Annotated in this window: 14 protein-coding genes; 10 read left to right on the forward strand and 4 right to left on the reverse strand. The window is 48.7% G+C overall.

The window, feature by feature from the left end; all coding sequences use genetic code 11:
* The first annotated feature begins 22 nt into the window (after positions 1–22).
* Positions 23–376 carry a phenylpyruvate tautomerase MIF-related protein gene (locus AS151_RS07965; RefSeq protein ID WP_071516515.1) on the forward strand — a complete coding sequence of 118 codons (354 nt, stop codon included), beginning with the start codon at positions 23–25 and terminating at the stop codon, positions 374–376.
* Here AS151_RS07965 and hrcA read toward each other — a convergent pair.
* Positions 373–1,449, reverse strand: a complete 1,077-nt coding sequence (hrcA, locus tag AS151_RS07970) for a heat-inducible transcriptional repressor HrcA (protein ID WP_071516516.1) — start codon at positions 1,447–1,449, stop codon at positions 373–375. The two genes, AS151_RS07965 and hrcA, sit on opposite strands and share 4 nt — an antisense overlap.
* Before the next feature lie 619 nt (positions 1,450–2,068).
* On the opposite strand from hrcA, the gene AS151_RS07975 reads away from it, so the two are divergent.
* From AS151_RS07975 to AS151_RS08005, 7 genes are all read left to right on the forward strand, one after another.
* Complete coding sequence (locus AS151_RS07975; RefSeq protein WP_071516517.1) at positions 2,069–3,379, forward strand: FAD-dependent oxidoreductase; 1,311 nt, start codon at positions 2,069–2,071, stop codon at positions 3,377–3,379.
* A 152-nt stretch (positions 3,380–3,531) separates the two neighbouring features.
* On the forward strand, positions 3,532–3,828 hold the full coding sequence (locus AS151_RS07980; protein WP_071516518.1) for a metalloregulator ArsR/SmtB family transcription factor: 297 nt from the start codon (positions 3,532–3,534) through the stop codon (positions 3,826–3,828).
* Positions 3,829–4,028: 200 nt separating this feature from the next.
* Positions 4,029–5,384, forward strand: a complete 1,356-nt coding sequence (locus tag AS151_RS07985) for an efflux RND transporter periplasmic adaptor subunit (protein WP_071516519.1) — start codon at positions 4,029–4,031, stop codon at positions 5,382–5,384.
* A 112-nt stretch (positions 5,385–5,496) separates the two neighbouring features.
* Positions 5,497–6,114, forward strand: a complete 618-nt coding sequence (locus AS151_RS07990; RefSeq protein WP_071516520.1) for a DUF3365 domain-containing protein — start codon at positions 5,497–5,499, stop codon at positions 6,112–6,114.
* Between the two features lie 1,237 nt (positions 6,115–7,351).
* Positions 7,352–9,994 (forward strand): PAS domain-containing protein, encoded by a 2,643-nt coding sequence (locus AS151_RS07995; protein WP_071516521.1) that lies wholly within the window; start codon positions 7,352–7,354, stop codon positions 9,992–9,994.
* Positions 9,991–11,499, forward strand: a complete 1,509-nt coding sequence (locus AS151_RS08000; RefSeq protein ID WP_071516522.1) for a cryptochrome/photolyase family protein — start codon at positions 9,991–9,993, stop codon at positions 11,497–11,499. The genes AS151_RS07995 and AS151_RS08000 overlap by 4 nt, the downstream gene beginning before the upstream one ends.
* Positions 11,500–12,189: 690 nt before the next feature.
* Positions 12,190–12,414 (forward strand): DUF2811 domain-containing protein, encoded by a 225-nt coding sequence (locus AS151_RS08005; RefSeq protein WP_139240573.1) that lies wholly within the window; start codon positions 12,190–12,192, stop codon positions 12,412–12,414.
* Here the strand turns inward: AS151_RS08005 and AS151_RS22030 are convergent.
* On the reverse strand, positions 12,399–12,569 hold the full coding sequence (locus tag AS151_RS22030) for a hypothetical protein (protein ID WP_170861345.1): 171 nt from the start codon (positions 12,567–12,569) through the stop codon (positions 12,399–12,401). The genes AS151_RS08005 and AS151_RS22030 overlap by 16 nt on opposite strands.
* Positions 12,570–12,704: 135 nt before the next feature.
* Between AS151_RS22030 and hemG the strand changes: the two genes are divergently transcribed.
* Entirely contained in the window at positions 12,705–14,201 is a 1,497-nt protein-coding gene (gene hemG / locus AS151_RS08010; protein ID WP_071516524.1) for a protoporphyrinogen oxidase, read from the forward strand.
* Here hemG and modA read toward each other — a convergent pair.
* A complete protein-coding gene (modA, locus tag AS151_RS08015) occupies positions 14,186–14,998 on the reverse strand; it encodes a molybdate ABC transporter substrate-binding protein (RefSeq protein ID WP_071516525.1) in 813 nt (270 codons plus the stop codon). The two genes, hemG and modA, sit on opposite strands and share 16 nt — an antisense overlap.
* Positions 14,995–15,738, reverse strand: a complete 744-nt coding sequence (locus AS151_RS08020) for a response regulator transcription factor (protein ID WP_071516526.1) — start codon at positions 15,736–15,738, stop codon at positions 14,995–14,997. The genes modA and AS151_RS08020 overlap by 4 nt, the downstream gene beginning before the upstream one ends.
* A gap of 648 nt (positions 15,739–16,386) precedes the next feature.
* Between AS151_RS08020 and AS151_RS20710 the strand changes: the two genes are divergently transcribed.
* Positions 16,387–16,566, forward strand: a complete 180-nt coding sequence (locus AS151_RS20710) for a replication restart DNA helicase PriA (protein ID WP_084639456.1) — start codon at positions 16,387–16,389, stop codon at positions 16,564–16,566.
* Positions 16,567–16,603 lie beyond the last annotated feature (37 nt).

Consider the following 16,603-nt stretch of genomic DNA (forward strand, 5'->3'; position numbering starts at 1 on the left):
TGGCTTGTTAAGGAGGAACGAGATGCCTTTACTAAAAGTTCAAACCTCAGCTCAGGTTGGCGATCGCGCTAAGGTAGAAGCCATGCTGAAGGAACTATCGTCGAGCTTGGCTAGCCACATCGGCAAACCGGAATCGTTTGTGATGACCTCTTTTGAAGATGAAGTTCCCATGACCTTTGCGGGAACCACAGACCCGGCTTGCTATCTGGAAGTTAAAAGTGTGGGTAGTATGAAACCCGACCAAACTCAAGCTATGAGCCAGGATTTTTGCGATCGCGTGGAAAACCAACTCGGCGTGGCCAAAAATCGCGTCTATATTGAATTTGCAGACGCTCAAGGCTACATGTGGGGCTGGAACGGTTCCACCCTAGGTTAGGAGAAAATGGAGGAAAAATAATCCGCCGTTGACTCTACCATGGCGATCGCGTCTTCGTAACGCATGCGCGTAGGTCCGAGAAAACAAACGCTCCCTACGGGCAAATTCCCTTGGCGATAGGTACTGGAAATCAACGTACAGTTGCGGATCGGTTCTAAAGGATTTTCCGAACCGATCCGAATATTGACCCGTTTGTCTTGGCTGTCGGTTTCTGGTAGCTCGTAAATCAACGGCCACAGCAGGTCTTGCTCGTCTTCGAGCAAATGCAGCAAGGCTTGCAACTGCTGCAGTTCGGAAAATTCTGGATGCCGCAACACTTCCGACACCCCACCCACTAACATCCGCGTTACCGGGGGGTTGTACAAACGATGGGAAAGTTCCGCCAGCAAATTTTTTAAAGAATTTCCATATCGTTGAAATTCCCGGTCGAGTTCGCTCCAATCCAACTCCGGTAAGTTATTCAACGGTTGCCCCCGCAGTTGGCTGTTCAAAAAGTTGGAGAGAATCTCCAGTTCCCTGTCTACAGTCTCGGCGTTGGGAATTTCTTCTTCCGGGGCAACGGGTAAATCCACCAGCGTAGATTGCGTATCGTAGGAGTCAGTGACCACGACCAACATGGCTCGCTGCGGTCCCACTTGTACCAACTGCAAGTGACGCAAGCAAGCGGTTTGTCCGTGGGGCATGGTGATGAGGGTAATGTAACCGCTGAGGGTGGAAAGAATTTGGGCAGCGCCCTGTAAAACTGCTTCAAAATCCCTTTCCGACCAGTTGAGTTTTTGCGAAAGCAGGGTTTCTACCTGACGTTTGGTCTGTTCGGCGGCTGGTTGCAGCAGTTGGTCTACGTACACGCGATATCCCCAGTCGGAGGGAACGCGCCCGGCGGAGGTGTGGGGTTGGTACAGCAAGCCGGCTTTCTCTAGCAAGGAAAAAGCATGGCGGATGGTTGCCGGACTAACGCTTAAGTTGTATTCGTTGGCAATGGCTTTGGAACCTACCGGTTCTGCTGTGGCTACGTAATGCTGTACAGTAGCCCAGAGAACGTGTTGTTGTCGGTCGTTCAGTTGCACGGTCATAGATACTTTGAAGAAAGGTTTTACCTAAAAGAAGAAATTTAAAAGGTTTTATCAAATGTTTGGTTGACAAGTAGCTGCTGGTATGACGTTTGGGAATGACCAAAGGAGGGCCCTCCCCCACAACGCACAAGCGATCGCGAACTACCCAATGATGGGGACACTGGCACCTAAGCTAGTATCTACTATATCGTGGCTGTATTTTTAGTTATACAATAACAAACTGGCGAGCTTCTGTGACTGGAGTGGCTAGCGCCTTTACTGCTGTTTGTGCCTCGCTAGCGGTATGCTAGCATAGAAGCATAGAAACGCTCTTATAGCTATATAAAGATAAAAAACGCACCCAAAAGCCAGCTTATTTCCCATTTCGCCTCGGGAAATTGTAGAAAATGCGAATAACCAGAAATTTCGGCGTTTTTCAAGCTGGTAGCTTTCCCGCTTTCATTCCTGCTCGATTGTACAGATATTTTGGTTTTTCCCAGCAAGTTTTTGGGAGACTTGCTTTTATAACTATTTAGTTTTATAGTATAATAAAGGTATCAAACGAACGTTGCTTTGGTACCAGCAACCCTCAAAAAAATACCGCTTGCCGAATCAAACATAGTAAAGAGGATATAGAATCATGGCACACGTTGCAGTTATTGGCGCTGGATTGGCGGGATTGCCAACTGCCTACGAGCTAAGGCATATTCTACCTCGCCAACACCGCGTTACCCTGATCTCCGACAAACCCAACTTCACCTTTACCCCATCGCTGCCCTGGGTAGCCTTCGACCTGACCCCATTAGAGCGGGTCCAGCTTGACGTAGGCAAATTGCTGAAAGGGCGCAACATCGACTGGATCCACGGCAAAGTCAACCACATCGATCCAGAAAACAAAACCCTCGTCGCCGGAGAACAAACCCTGGAATATGACTACGTGGTCGTAGCCACCGGTCCGGAACTTGCCACCGATGCCATTGCCGGTTTGGGTCCCGAAAACGGCTACACCCAGTCGGTGTGTAACCCCCACCATGCCTTAATGGCGAAGGAAGCTTGGCAGAAATTCTTACAAGACCCCGGTCCCTTGGTTGTGGGTGCCGTTCCGGGAGCGAGCTGTTTTGGACCGGCTTACGAATTTGCCTTGCTGGCAGACTACGTTTTGCGCCGTAAGGGTATGCGCGATCGCGTGCCCATCACCTTTGTTACCCCAGAACCCTACGTCGGACATTTGGGCATTGGCGGCATGGCCAACTCCGCCGAACTAGTCACCGACCTGTTAGAAAACAAAGGCATTCGCGTTCTGCCCAATACCGCCGTCAAAGAAATCCACCCCGAACACATGGACCTCGACAGTGGCGAGCAGTTGCCCTTTAAATATGCCATGCTGCTGCCGCCGTTCCGGGGACCAGCCTTTCTGCGGGAAGCTCCCGAACTCACCAACCCCAAAGGATTCGTACCGGTTACCAACACCTACCAGCATCCCAAATACGAATCCGTCTACAGTGCCGGCGTCATTGTGGAAATCAACCCACCCGAAAAAACCCCGCTGCCGGTGGGCGTTCCCAAAACCGGACAAATGACCGAAGCCATGGGCATGGCAGCCGCCCACAACATTGCCATCAAACTGGGCGTCAGCAAAGCCAAACCTGTGCAACCCACCCTAGAAGCCATTTGCATTGCCGACTTTGGTGATACCGGCATTGTGTTCGTCGCCGACCCAGTACTGCCCGATCCTAAAACGGGCACACGCCGGCGCGCCATTACCAAACGCGGCAAATGGGTCAGCTGGTCGAAAACCGCCTTTGAAACCTTCTTCCTCAGCAAGATGCGGTTCGGTTTGGCCGTACCCTGGTTCGAGCGTTGGGGCTTGCGGTTTATGGGCTTGTCGCTGGTAGAACCTTTAGACACCACTCGGGAAACCGGCAACCAGGCATTCGCCTCAAAAAGCTAAAATCAAGATTTTTTGAATTTGGGATAGAGGCTAGGGACTAGGGAATAGAGATGGAAATGGCAGATACCGAGTTGGCTCGGCTGTCCGTCTCTACTCTCTATTGCCTATTCTCTACTCCCAACCAATCAAGTTACCTCTACAGGTGAATGCGTATGGATCTTGCTCTTGAACCCCACGAACTGGAAAATTTGGCCAATCGGTTCAAAATCTTGAGCGAACCGAGTCGCCTCCAAATCCTGTCTGCTATTTGCAACGGCGAATGTAAAGTACAAGAAATTTGCGATCGCACTGGCTTATCCCAAGCCAACGTATCCAAACACTTACATTTGCTCAAAAATGCCGGTGTGGTGGCTTGTCGCCGCGTGGGGGTATGCCGGTACTACCGAGTGATCGACCCGGATTTGCTCACTTTATGCATGAGAGCCCGCCAAAAGTCACAACCTTCCTAGCCTTCTTAAATTAAGCGGCTGCCAGCTCCCATTCGCGCTGGAAAACCAAACGAATGGAGAAGGGACAGGAGTTGGGGAATTCCCACATCCTGTGCCACCAAAGGACAAATGACCAACAATCTTCACAAATTCTAAATATCCGAATCGCAGTTCGTAGCTACCACGTATCGTAGCGGCGCTGACATAAAGAGGAAGTAATCATGAGTAGTTCTTTACTACACCCATTTAACGGACAGAATATCTGGCGGCAAAGCCCCAAAATCGGGGCAGTCACGCTAATGACCTTGCTCGCTGTAGGCGGCGGTTGGTGGTGGTTTGCTAGCAGCCTACGTACGCCAGCCAACTCCAACCAAGTCGTTGCCCAAGAAGAACCAGAAACTATCTCCGTGGAAACCGGGGAAGTTACCGTCGATAAAACGGTGCAACAGCGCGTTCTCACCGGAAGCGTAGAAGCGGTGGATAGCGTGACACTCAGCAGTCGCGTTACCGGTAGGATCGAACAGCTCAATGTCGATGAGGGGGATTTGGTGAACGCCGGTGATTTGATTGCTAATGTTGATGTCGAGAGCATTCAAGCAAGGCAAAATCAGGCTCAGGCTGGTATCTCTCAAGCCCAATCAGCGGTTTCTATGGCACAGTTTACCAAACTAACCGCCCAATCCCAGAAAAACGAAGCCCAAGCGAAACTGGAAGAGTCTAGAGCCAAACTGCAAGAGGCACAAGCAGATTTGGAAGATGCCAAACTCGACCAGCGACGGATGCAAAATTTGGCCAGCCAGGGGGTGGTTAGTCAAGACCGCCTGGATAATGCCAATACCCGCGTCGAGATGACCCAAGCGCGGATCGAACAAATTAAGGCTAATATGGAGCAAGCGAAATCTGCCATTGACCAGGCAGATGCTCAAATGCAACAAGCCCAAGCTCAGGTCGAACAAGCTCAAGCTCAGGTACAAGCAGCCCGAGCTGAGGTGGAACGAACCCAAGCCGATTTGGATTACGGTCGCGTGGTGGCTCCTTTTGATGGTGTGATTACCAAAAAACACGCTGCTGTTGGTTCTATGGTGGGCGAGTTTTTAGCACAGCCCATTGTTACCATTGAAAGGAGCGATCGCTTGTGGTTTACCGTGCAAGTTCCCGAATCTCTCATCGATAGCATTCGGGTTGGTCAAAATATCGACGTACAAATTGATGCCATTAACGATACGGTGGCTGGTACGGTAGACCAGATCGTTTCTTCCGCCGACCCCAACTCTCGCAGTTTCCAGGCGAAAATTACCATCGAACCCACACAAAATGTGATTCCGGGTATGTTCGGTCGCATCCGGCTACAAAAATCGGGAGATATTGAGACTTTGGTGGTTCCCCAAGCGGCGGTTGTAGAACGTTTGGGCATTACTGGGGTATACCAGGTAGTGGATGGAAAAGCACAGTTCACTAAAATTACTCCTGGGGCTGAAGAAGAAGGAAAAGTGGAAGTATTCTCCGGTCTGGAAAAAGGCGATCGCGTGGTTCTCAATCCGCCAGAAAAAATCAAAGACGGTATGCTAGTCAGATAGATGATGCAACCGAACCTGGTGGGTGGGTTTTCTACCTATACAAGTTTATGTTTATTGAGTAATGTAGTCTACGACCAACCCAGTGCCGCCTAGTACTACCAACGAGGTGACTATGTTTGCATCTTTTATCCGCCTGCTGTTCGTACTATCCGCCGCCTTTTTCCTGTGGTTGGGTTCGCCTGCTGCGATACAAGCCCAAACCCAAACCCCTCCCAATCCCGAAGAAATTGGCAATATTGCCCGGGAAATAGAAGCTCTCGACCAAATGCGCTCTCAGTTGGCTTCTACTATTGAAGATATGGAAGGTAAGCCCACCATGCAGACCATGAAAGAAGTCTGCGCGCCGGTGGGCAAACGTGCCAAGCAACTGAGCCAAGAAAATATCTGGAATGTCAAGCAAGTTGCGGATAAATACCGCAATCCCAACCACGCTCCGGCTACCCCAGAAGCGCAAGAGGCGCTCGATGCTTTTCGCCAGAACCCGAACTTAATTTCTTACTGGCAAAAAGAAGAGCTGCATGGAGAACCCGGTTTGCGCTACTATCGTCGCATTAATGTCGAACCGGCTTGTTTGGCTTGCCACGGCGATGCTGAATCTCGTCCCGATTTCGTGAAAAAAGGATATCCTGAAGATTTAGCCTTCAATTTTGAAGTAGGCGATTTGCGCGGTATGTATGCAGTGTTCTTGCCTGAAGACGTACAAGCAGGATTGCAAGAGGCTGTGAAGTAATATCTACAAGCAACTAACTCTATCAATCAATAGAGAAATTTAGAGTTTGCTGGGTGGGCAGTCGAGGTGCCCGCCCCTTTTGATCCCCTAGGGGGAAAAGGGAAAAACACGAGAAGTTTTCGCCTTAGCCTGGGGGCTTTATCGGGTTTTTGCAGTACGGATTTGGCATTAATTATTCAGTTGAATTATTCAGTACCAAAAAAAATTTACCGCCCTATAGACAAAAAAGTTGGGATGAGGTATAATAGGTAATACATAGGGCGAGGGGACTCGCTGTAAAGAAGGGGGAGTTGAATGGGACACTCTAACCCAAACATCTAACCTGCTCGAAAATATTTTTATTATTTTTGCCCTGCCTAGATGTTTGAGCAAAGGAACCTCAACCAGAACCTTCCCCTCCGCTAGGGGGTTTGAAAAATTTTCCTTTTTGATGAGAAAAAAAGAAATGAGGGAAAATTGGCTTCCTAGCTAAGCCAGAATTGTTATGTTTAAATCATACCAAGCTCGTCCCGTTTTGTCAAGTTTTTCCTGTCCCATCCGGCGAGGGGATAAGGAAGTAGCGCGTCGAAAACCTTCTCAACGGAAAAAGCCTCCTCCAGCCAGAACCAGATTCTTCTGGTAGGGATCTGCTTGTACGGAAAATAGCGATCGCTGCCACAGCCAAGTAGACAAATCAATTAGAATGCCCTATAATAGATGGTACATAGGGCGAGGGCACTCGCTGTAAAAAAGGGGGAGTTGAATGGGACACTCCAACCCAAACATCTAACCTGCTCGAAAATATTTTTATTATTTTTGCCCTGCCTAGATGTTTGAGCGAAACGTCTGCAAAAAACTGCTGTTTCCCCGAACGGGCAGGGAGGAAAAAATTTTCCTTTGCACCAAGGTTCTATAAAATTGCCTATATACCATTTACTATACCACAATAAACAACTTTTATCAAGAGTTCTAGCAACTGTCAGCCCCAGATTTGGTGCCAGATATGGAAACCAGACAACGATATTGCCGTAAATATACGGATGCTAGGGGACAAAAGCAGCAACCATAATGAATAACAATTGAAGTGTCAGAATAGTTGGGAAAAGAATCAACTAGGAGGGGATGGTTATTGGCAATGGTGGGAAACGAACAAAAGCGGCGAAAAATTGTCGCACCCATTCTCCACCGCCAGACATTCTACCTTCTACCTGTCAGGCATATCCCCAACTCTGGTTGAGGAAACAATTCAAACGTAGCTATGGTCGAACCATCATCCCAGCAAGAGCAAGCAAGATGGCGGCAGTTCCTAGCTGCCAGTCCTGCTGTTATTTATAGCATGGATACCAATCCACCGCATGGGCTGAACTTTGTCAGCGAAAATATCGCTTCTAAATTAGGATATAACGTAGAAGAATGCCTGCAAGACCCCCATTTCTGGTATCAAAGTATCCACCCAGAAGATTTTCCCCAAGTGGTTGGTAGCTGGAATGGGGAAATACCACCGCAAACGCCTATCAAAGCCAAAAGCGGAACGCAGGCATATCGCTTGCGCCGGCGCGACGGTTCTTATTGTTGGATTCGCGATGAATGGCAGACGATAGAAAACGAAACTGGCACTCCCTCGGAAATTATTGGTTCTTGGCTGCCACTGGAATGCTCTTGGGAAATGCCAGAAACCTGTCAGGATTGTTCCAAGTTTCCCACCGCAGGCAAATTTTTCCAACTTTCCTTGGATTTATTTTGCGTTTTAAATTTCCAAGGGGTGTTTTTGCAAGTCAACCCAGCGGTAACGAGAATCCTGGGATATCAGCCGGAAGAATTTTGCCAGAAAGCACTACCAGAGTTGGTTCATCCCGATGATTGGGAAGAAACCAACAACAAAGGTAAGGAACTGTTGGAAACGGAAAAGCTGACTACCTTTGAAAATCGCTACCGGCATGTTGATGGCAGTTACCGGTGGCTGTCTTGGAGTGCGATCGCGGTACCGGAAGAACAAGTTATCTACGCCATTGCAAGAGATATTACCAAAGATAAGGAAGTGGAACAAGCCAAAGACCGACTGGAAGCGTTGGTAGAAGCCACCACGGACTTTGTAGGGATTTCCGATCCTGCCGGACATCCCTATTATATCAATACAGCGGGACGGCGCATGTTGGGATTGTCACCAGAAGAAGATATCACCCAACAGCATATCAGCGACTACTACGCACCCCAAGTACGGCAAACAGCGTTTGAAAGTGCCATTCCCATTGCCGAACAGCAGCAAGTCTGGCATGGGGAAAGTGAATTTGTCGATCGCTACGGCAATATTATTCCGGTATCGCAAGTAATTACCGCCCACAAAGACCGGCAAGGGAATATTGAATTTTATGCTACCATAGCGCGGGATATTCGCGATCGCAAAACCATTGAAAATTCCCTGCGGTGGCAAGAAGAACAGTTGCGTAAAAAAGCACAAAAAGAAGCACTTTTAAATCGCATCACCAATCAAATCCGCCAATCCCTTGACTTAGATACGGTTTTAGAAACTGCCGTTCGCTCCGTTCGCCATCTCTTGCAAGTCGATCGCTGCGGTTTTCTTTGGTACGAACCGGGAAATGGCGAGAATTTGCCAGTTTGGAACTGTGTCAAAGAAGCGAAATCTCCAGAAAAGGGCAGTAATCTGGGCATCTACCCGGCTAGTGGGGATAATTTTCTGACTCAAAAATGCCTTCATTTGGAAGTGGTGCAAGTAGACGATACCAACCAACTGGAAGCCGAACTGACGCTATCAGCGCAAAAAATGCTGAAACGCTGGCACATGCGAGCGTTTCTTGCCGTACCCACCATCACCCAGCAAGGGGAAATTGGTATTATTGGGTGCATTCAGGAAGACAAACCGCGAAGTTGGCAAGTTTGGGAAACAGAAATTTTGCTATCGGTGTGCGATTGTTTGAACATTGCGATTTCCCAAGCCACCCTTTACCAAAAAAGCCAAGAATCGGCCAAAGTTGCTTCCCAACACGCCTTGCAACTGGAACATACCCTCAACGAACTGCAACGTACCCAAACCCAACTAATCCACAACGAAAAAATGGCTGGTTTGGGACAGCTTGTGGCGGGAATTGCTCACGAAATCAACAATCCCGTTAATTTTATCTACGGCAACATTACGCATGCTCAGGAATATACCAGCGAACTGATTAATTGGTTGCAGCACTACCAAAAGCTTGACTGGGAAAATGCCCTACCCGAGGGAGACTTGGCTGGAAGCGATTTGAATTTTATTATCGATGATTTTCCCAAATTGATTCACTCTATGCAAGTGGGGGCAGAACGAATTCGGGATATTGTGCGATCGCTGCGTACTTTTTCGCGCCTCGACGAAGCCTACTGGAAAGAAGTAGACTTGCACGAAGGGTTGGAAAGTACCCTCACCATTTTACACCACCGCCTCACGGAAAAATGCGATCGCCCGGAAATTGAGATCGTACGCAACTATGGAGATTTGCCTGCCATCGGCTGCTATGCCAACCAACTCAACCAAGTATTTGTCAACCTACTCACCAACAGCATCGATGCTTTGGAAACTGCCTACCAGAAAAACCAAAAAGATAGCTTGCAAATCGATATTATTACCCGTTTAGCTGACGATTGGGTGGAAATCGAACTGGCAGATAACGGCATGGGAATGACAGAAGCAGTACAAAAACACCTATTCGATCCCTTTTTCACCACCAAACCAGTGGGGAAAGGAACGGGATTGGGATTGTCGATTGCCTATCAAATTATCACCGAACTGCACCAAGGAGAATTACAATATTCTTCATCTGTAGGAGAGGGCACCACATTTACCATTCGGATTCCCCTTCAGCAACAGCCCCACCATAACCCAAACAACAACGAATCTTCCCCATCATGACTACTGGTATTTGGATATTGGGTGACCAACTGCATCCCCAACAAACCGCACTCGCTACTCACTGGCACAACCGCCATCGGGTATCAGTTATTTTTATCGAATCTTTAGAGTACGCACAACAGCGTCCCTATCACCAGCAAAAGCTAATTTTCATTTGGTCGGCTATGCGGCATTTTGCTGCCGAACTCCGCCAGCAAGGTTGGTCGGTCAGTTATTTTCCAGCAGCTGCTTGTTTTTTCGACCCTCTATCTCATTGGATTGAGGAAAATCAAATTAGCGAAATCTGGATGATGGCCCCTAGCGATCGCTCTTTTGCAGAAGCAATTTACCAATTTCCCCTTCCTTGTAAAATTATATTTACCGAAAATAATAACTTTTTATGGAGTCGCGAAGAATTTACCCAATGGCAAAAAGGGGGTAAACGTTGGCTCATGGAAGATTTTTACCGTCAAGGTAGGCGTAAATTCCAGATTTTAATGGCAAGCGATCGCCCAGTTGGCGGAACTTGGAACTTAGACAAAGAAAACCGTCGCCCTCCCAAAAAAGGAGAATCTTTACAAACACCGACTCCTTTAAGATTTATCCCTGACGAAATCACCCAATCGGTTATCGAACAAGTGAAGCACTTGCCTTTTCCCACCTACGGTTGGGCGGAACCGTTTGGCTGGGGGGTAACCAGAGAACAGGCATTGCAGGTACGCGATCGCTTTGTACGGGAAATTTTACCAACATTTGGTCCTTACCAGGATGCCATGGTAACGGGGGAACCGACAATGTGGCATTCTTTGCTTTCAGTTTATTTAAATATTGGCTTGCTGCAGCCGCTGGAAGTGATTCGTGCTGCCGAAGAAGCTTACTACGAGCGAGATTTGCCTTTAAACAGCGTTGAGGGATTTATCCGACAAATTTTGGGCTGGCGGGAATACATGCAAGGAATTTATCAAACGTGGAATAGAGATTTTGCGACCATGAATTGGTTTCAACATACGCATCCTTTGCCGGATTTTTTCTGGGACAGCCAAAAAACGGAAATGAATTGTTTGCGAGAGGTTCTGCAACAGGTAGAGAAAACGGGATACGCCCATCACATCCAGCGATTGATGGTTTTGGCTAATTTTGCCCTGATTGCTGGATGCTCTCCTCAGGAGGTCAAAAATTGGTTTCACGCTGCTTTTATCGATGCCTACGATTGGGTAATGCAGACCAACGTGATGGGGATGGGGTTGTTTGCTGATGGCGGCGCGATCGCATCCAAACCCTATGCCGCCTCGGCCAATTATATAAATAAAATGAGCGATTATTGTCGGGGGTGCCAGTACAATCCGAAAAAGCGCATCGGTGAAGATGCTTGCCCTTTCAACTACCTATATTGGAACTTTTTGGAACGCCACCAAGAAAAATTGCGATCGCTGCATCGCATGGGAATGGTTCTCAAAAATCTCCACCGCATGTCCGAGTCGGAACGGGTTGCCATCCGCCAGCAAGCAGCGGAATTTCTCTCATAGGGGGAGTTTTAGCTATATTAGCCAGGTCCCAACCGGAAATTTACAATTCTTTACAATTGTTCTTCTTTTCCCCAAAGATTCCACAGGTTTTCCACAGGTTCCGCCGTTGTTTTCCACAAGTTTGCCTCCGTTTTCCCCAAGGTAGACAGACGGGATCGGCATTTTTGGTCTGGTTGTGGATTTTGCCGACGGCCATAGGAAACACCCTATTTTTGTTAATTTATGTAACGCTTTGAGGACTAAAATCCCCATAACTGCGTTGCTTCTCCCCAGGGAGATACCATCTTGACGGCATTTCTTTACAATTTGCAACATTGACAACCCCACCCCCAGATAGCGCACAATAAATCGTCAACGCACGCAAATCCCCAAAGCTTCAAGGCGTCTCAAGCGCCCGTTGGAGCGGTATTCGCGCGGATGGGGAAAATGTTGCTTTCGCCAAAGGAGCGACGGAAAAAACCGGAAAACGCTTCGCGAATAGCTATTCGCTATCCTTTTGTGGGAAGAAAGATGCCTGCAGGATCGTTTCCTACAGTTCCCAACAGACACCGGTTGCTCCTTCGTCGAATGTCTGGCAGCGATGGTCCAATAGGTCGGTACCTTGGCTGCCATCGCTAGGATTTGGCGGAGCGAACCATTGGCTTGCGATGAAGTTATCCCAACCCCAAGCGGGTCTTTGATATGTAAGGAGTGCTTATGAAAGTCAGCATCCTGGCCGAAATCCCTGAAGAGCTGCACGAATCTCTAACCGCCTATTTAGAAAACCATCCCGATTGGGACCAAGACCGCGTGTTTGCTGCGGCGCTCTCTCTGTTTTTACTTCAAAATGGCGATAGCGATACTTCCGAAACTTCCCAAAACCAACGTCAGGCAGCGCGGGTGTATCTAGAAGCTCTGTTTCAACGTTCGGCGTAACTGGTTTTCTGGTATTCTAGTAGGGGCAGGCCTGCTGGGCTGTCCCTGCCATCGCCAGCAGTTGGATGGTAGATAGAAACGGCATCAGTGAATACGTTCTGTTCGATTTCTACCATCCATTGTTTTTGGTTGATAAATAGCTGGGAAAGTGCCATGCAGTCAACACCCCCGGCTGAAGCGCGGGGGCTTTATGCCTCCAGCTTCAGGTAGCTGACCAGCCCTTCGCCCTGTGGGGCTACGTTTTGAGGGTGAGAAAAAGCAGTTCCAGGAAAAGGGAAGACAGAAAAATCATGAATGCCATTGCGGAAAATGGAAACGAGGCAAACGAAGCATCGCCTGTATGGGTAGATACCTTAATTGTGGGTGGTGGTATAAGCGGATTGAGCGTGGCTCATGCTTTGGTCAACTGCGATCGCTCGGTGGACAATATTTTACTGGCGGAAAGCCAACCTCGGGTGGGAGGCAGCGTAACCAGTGCTTCGAGTGAGGGATTTTTGTACGAAGAAGGTCCCAATAGTTTTTCGCCCACACCCGAACTGCTGCAACTTGCTGTGGATGTCGGTTTGAAAGATGAGTTGATTTTGGCTGACCGCCGCTTGCCGCGCTACGTTTACTGGCAAGGAAGATTGATTGCACTGCCGAACAGTCCGCCCAGTGCCGTTACTTCCCCTATTTTAAGTCCTGTGGGCAAACTACGGGCGCTGTTGGGGGCATTGGGATTTGTACCGCCCCACGTGACCAGCGAACCGGAAAGCGTTTCCGATTTTATCCGCCGCCACCTGGGACCTGAAGTCTTGCAAAAATTGGTGGAACCGTTTACTTCTGGGGTATATGCTGGTAACCCCGACGAACTGGAAGCGGCTTCTGCTTTTGCCCGGATAGCACGTTTGGAAAAAGTTGGGGGCAGCTTGGTAGCGGGAGCTATTTTATCGCGGCGTCAGGCACCAACGCAGAAAAAAAACCGCGATCGCAATTTGCCAAAAACGCAACGCGGGCAGTTAGGTTCCTTTCAACGGGGCTTGCAGTCTTTGCCGGAAGCCATTGCCGGAAAATTGGGTTCGCGAGTGCGGGTGAACTGGCAGGCAAAAAGCATCGGTAAAACGGAAGGTGGCAATTATTTGGTGGAATTTGCTACCCCGCAGGGGCACCAACAGGTAGAAGCGCGATCGCTGGTTTTGGCAACACCGGCTTACGTAACAGCCAACTTGCTCAAATCCTACCCCCATGTCAATTCCCAGCAGCAACAAGCCATCCAAGCCTTGGAAAGCATTCCCTACCCGCCCGTAGCTTGTGTGGTTTTAGGCTATCCCAGCAGTGCGTTTAAAAAACAACCCTTACATGGATTTGGCAATTTGATTCCTCGGGGTCAGGGCATTCGCACTTTGGGCACCATTTGGGGCTCTAGTCTGTTTCCGGGGAGGGCACCGGAAGGTTGGGAATTGCTGCTGAATTTTATTGGCGGCACCACCGATCCAGAAATTGCGAACTTGGATCAAGAACAAATTGCCCAACTGGTACATCGGGATTTGTGCCAGACCCTGCTGCGGGAAGACAAACAACCAAAAGTACTACAGGTTCACTTGTGGAAACAGGCCATCCCTCAGTATACTATCGGTCACGGGAGTCGGCTGGCAGCCATTGATGCGGGGGTGCGATCGCTACCGGGGTTGTTTTTGTGCAGCAACTACAGCGATGGAGTCGCCATGGGCGATTGTGCCCGACGCGGCTACGAACTGGCACCACGGGTGGCTGAGTATTTGCAACCGGGATCCTATAAATTCGTTTGAGTAAGAAAACCGTAATTCTGTAAAATTTCTTGCCCCTGGGAACTGGTGACAAAATCAATAAAGGTTTGGGCAGCTTCCGGGTTTTGACTTTGCTCAATAATAGCAATGGGATATTCGATATCTCCAGATTGCTGCGGGGCAATCCTCACCGCTACTTCCAGATTGGGGGCGATAGCGGCATCGGTGGCGTAAACAATGCCCACCGGTGCGTTGCCCTGTTCCACATAGGTAAGCACCTGGCGCACGTTTTCCCCAAAAACCAATTTTTGGGCATCGCTGAGGGGTTGGTAGAGATTCACCGATTCTAAAGCAGCTTTGCCATAAGTCCCAGCAGGCACGGTGGCAGGGTTGCCGATGGCGATTCGTTGGATACTGTCGTTCTCTAAATCGGTGAGTTCGTCGATGTTAAGGTCGCTGTTGGCAGTGGCAACGACAACCACTTGATTGCGGGCAAAGCGTTGCCGGCTACCGGCAAGCAACAGGTTTTGTGCTTCCAGTGCATCCATTTGTTGGTTGGCAGCACTGGCAAACACATCCGTGGGAGATCCTTGTTCGATTTGACGCTGTAGGGTACCAGAAGCAGCGAAATTAAAATCAACGGTAATGTGGGGATGGTTGGTTGCAAAGCTTTCACCAACTTCGGTAAAAGCATCGCTTAAGGAGGCCGCCGCCGCTACAATAATCTGGGTTTGACCGTTTTGGTTGGGGGAAGCACAAGCAACCAGCAACCAACCGCAGCTTCCCAAAAGTAAGCTCCTCGCCATGTTCTTGAGGAACACATTGTAGGGTTGATTCATGTTTTTTTGTCTGTCGTATCGGTATCGGTCTCAGTATTGGTATTGCTCGTATCTGGTGCTTCAAATTTATACCCTACCCCCCGTACGGTCTGTATAAAAGATGGCGATTTTTCATCGGGTTCGATTTTGCGTCGGATTTGACCGACATGTACGTCTACAACCCGCGGTTCCCCTACGTAGTCGTAGTTCCAAACTTCTTGAATTAACTCCGAACGCCGCCAGACGCGACCTGGGGTTTTGGCAAGAAAATACAGCAGGTCGAATTCTAGGGCGGTTAAGTTAAGCAGTTTGCCGTCGAGGGTAACTTCGCGGCGGGCGGGGTCAATGGCAAGATTGCTATAAACAAGGGGCGTTTCTTCGGTAGGAGCAACGCTGCGTTGGCGTTTGAGAATGGCTCCCACTCTAGCTCCTAGCTCCATCAAGCTAAAAGGTTTGGTGATGTAGTCGTCTGCTCCCTGAGCAAATCCCCGAATTTTATCTGCTTCGTCGGTACGGCTGGTTAACATGAGCACGAAGACGCCGGTTTGACGCTGCATTTCCTGGCAAAGTTCGTAGCCGCTAATGTCGGGTAGGTTTAAATCTAGGATGACCAAATCGGGGTTGATTTTATGAAAGATTTCCATGGCAGTTTTGCCATCTTCGGCAGACTCCATTTGATAGTTTTGTCTGCTCAAGAAGCGATGAATTAAATTCCGAACTGCCGGATCGTCGTCAACGACAAGGATCTTCTCAGGAGCCATGGCTAAAGTATAGCTAACGGAAGTGGTGGGTGGTTCGCATCAAGATCGAACAAGGCACAAGGGGAGGGTTGGATAAGTTTCCTAGGGGAGCCGGTCTGTAGGGAAACCAGTACCAGCTTTTACCATGCTAGGAAGCAACCACCAACTGTCAAGGGCGAAATGCTCTGAAAATAAGAGATTCCGCAATTTCCTACCCCAACGTCGGGCCAAGCCTGGCAACGCATGGATAGGACTCCAGCTTTAGTCATTATGCCATTCGACCTCTACCATACCAGAAATTGCTTTATCGAACTTTAATATAACGTTCTGCGACCCTCGTGATTTCTTCTACGTAGTTTAGGGAATGGTTCGGTGTTATCAGAAAAAATCCGGAGACTCTCGGCGATCGCTTCTGGTTTCTAGAAGTGCTTTTCTAACCAAAAAAGCGGGATAAAAATCTAAAGAAAATATAAAGAATCCAAAAAAAATGACTGGGGATCGATTATTACGATATGCGATCGCCATCCCAAACCATCTTGAATCTAATTAGAGAAAAAACTATAATTAATTAGAAAGCAGACAATTTTTGGTCTTGCTTTTCCAGAAAACAAAATCCGTTCTTTGATAATTTTTTTTGAGTTGTCTGGCCAAATATGAAGAGGTTTTAAGATGGATCGTCTCATTTACCTGCTGCCTTGCCCGAACTGCGGCAACCACGCTCACCGCCACCATATCCTTGACAGACAGCTAACCCGTACCCAGTGCCCGGTTTGCGATTACTTGCTGGTGACTTGTACGCGCACTGGTAAAGTTGTCGAGGCGTATGCACCTGGGATTGCGGCTCGTTAATTGGAGAAAGGAATTTTGATACCAAATCCGATGTACA

Origin of the sequence: Geitlerinema sp. PCC 9228 (assembly GCF_001870905.1) — a bacterium.
In the GTDB taxonomy this organism is placed as follows: Bacteria; Cyanobacteriota; Cyanobacteriia; order Cyanobacteriales; family PCC-9228; genus PCC-9228.

Excerpts from the sequence above, each read along its gene's own strand:
- AS151_RS07965 (WP_071516515.1), top strand. The coding sequence starts at position 23 with ATGCCTTTACTAAAAGTTCAAACCTCAGCTCAGGTTGGCGATCGCGCT.
- hrcA (WP_071516516.1), bottom strand. The coding sequence starts at position 1,449 with ATGACCGTGCAACTGAACGACCGACAACAACACGTTCTCTGGGCTACT.
- AS151_RS07975 (WP_071516517.1), top strand. The coding sequence starts at position 2,069 with ATGGCACACGTTGCAGTTATTGGCGCTGGATTGGCGGGATTGCCAACT.
- AS151_RS07980 (WP_071516518.1), top strand. The coding sequence starts at position 3,532 with ATGGATCTTGCTCTTGAACCCCACGAACTGGAAAATTTGGCCAATCGG.
- AS151_RS07985 (WP_071516519.1), top strand. The coding sequence starts at position 4,029 with ATGAGTAGTTCTTTACTACACCCATTTAACGGACAGAATATCTGGCGG.
- AS151_RS07990 (WP_071516520.1), top strand. The coding sequence starts at position 5,497 with ATGTTTGCATCTTTTATCCGCCTGCTGTTCGTACTATCCGCCGCCTTT.
- AS151_RS07995 (WP_071516521.1), top strand. The coding sequence starts at position 7,352 with ATGGTCGAACCATCATCCCAGCAAGAGCAAGCAAGATGGCGGCAGTTC.
- AS151_RS08000 (WP_071516522.1), top strand. The coding sequence starts at position 9,991 with ATGACTACTGGTATTTGGATATTGGGTGACCAACTGCATCCCCAACAA.
- AS151_RS22030 (WP_170861345.1), bottom strand. The coding sequence starts at position 12,569 with ATGGCACTTTCCCAGCTATTTATCAACCAAAAACAATGGATGGTAGAA.
- hemG (WP_071516524.1), top strand. The coding sequence starts at position 12,705 with ATGAATGCCATTGCGGAAAATGGAAACGAGGCAAACGAAGCATCGCCT.
- modA (WP_071516525.1), bottom strand. The coding sequence starts at position 14,998 with ATGAATCAACCCTACAATGTGTTCCTCAAGAACATGGCGAGGAGCTTA.
- AS151_RS08020 (WP_071516526.1), bottom strand. The coding sequence starts at position 15,738 with ATGGCTCCTGAGAAGATCCTTGTCGTTGACGACGATCCGGCAGTTCGG.
- AS151_RS20710 (WP_084639456.1), top strand. The coding sequence starts at position 16,387 with ATGGATCGTCTCATTTACCTGCTGCCTTGCCCGAACTGCGGCAACCAC.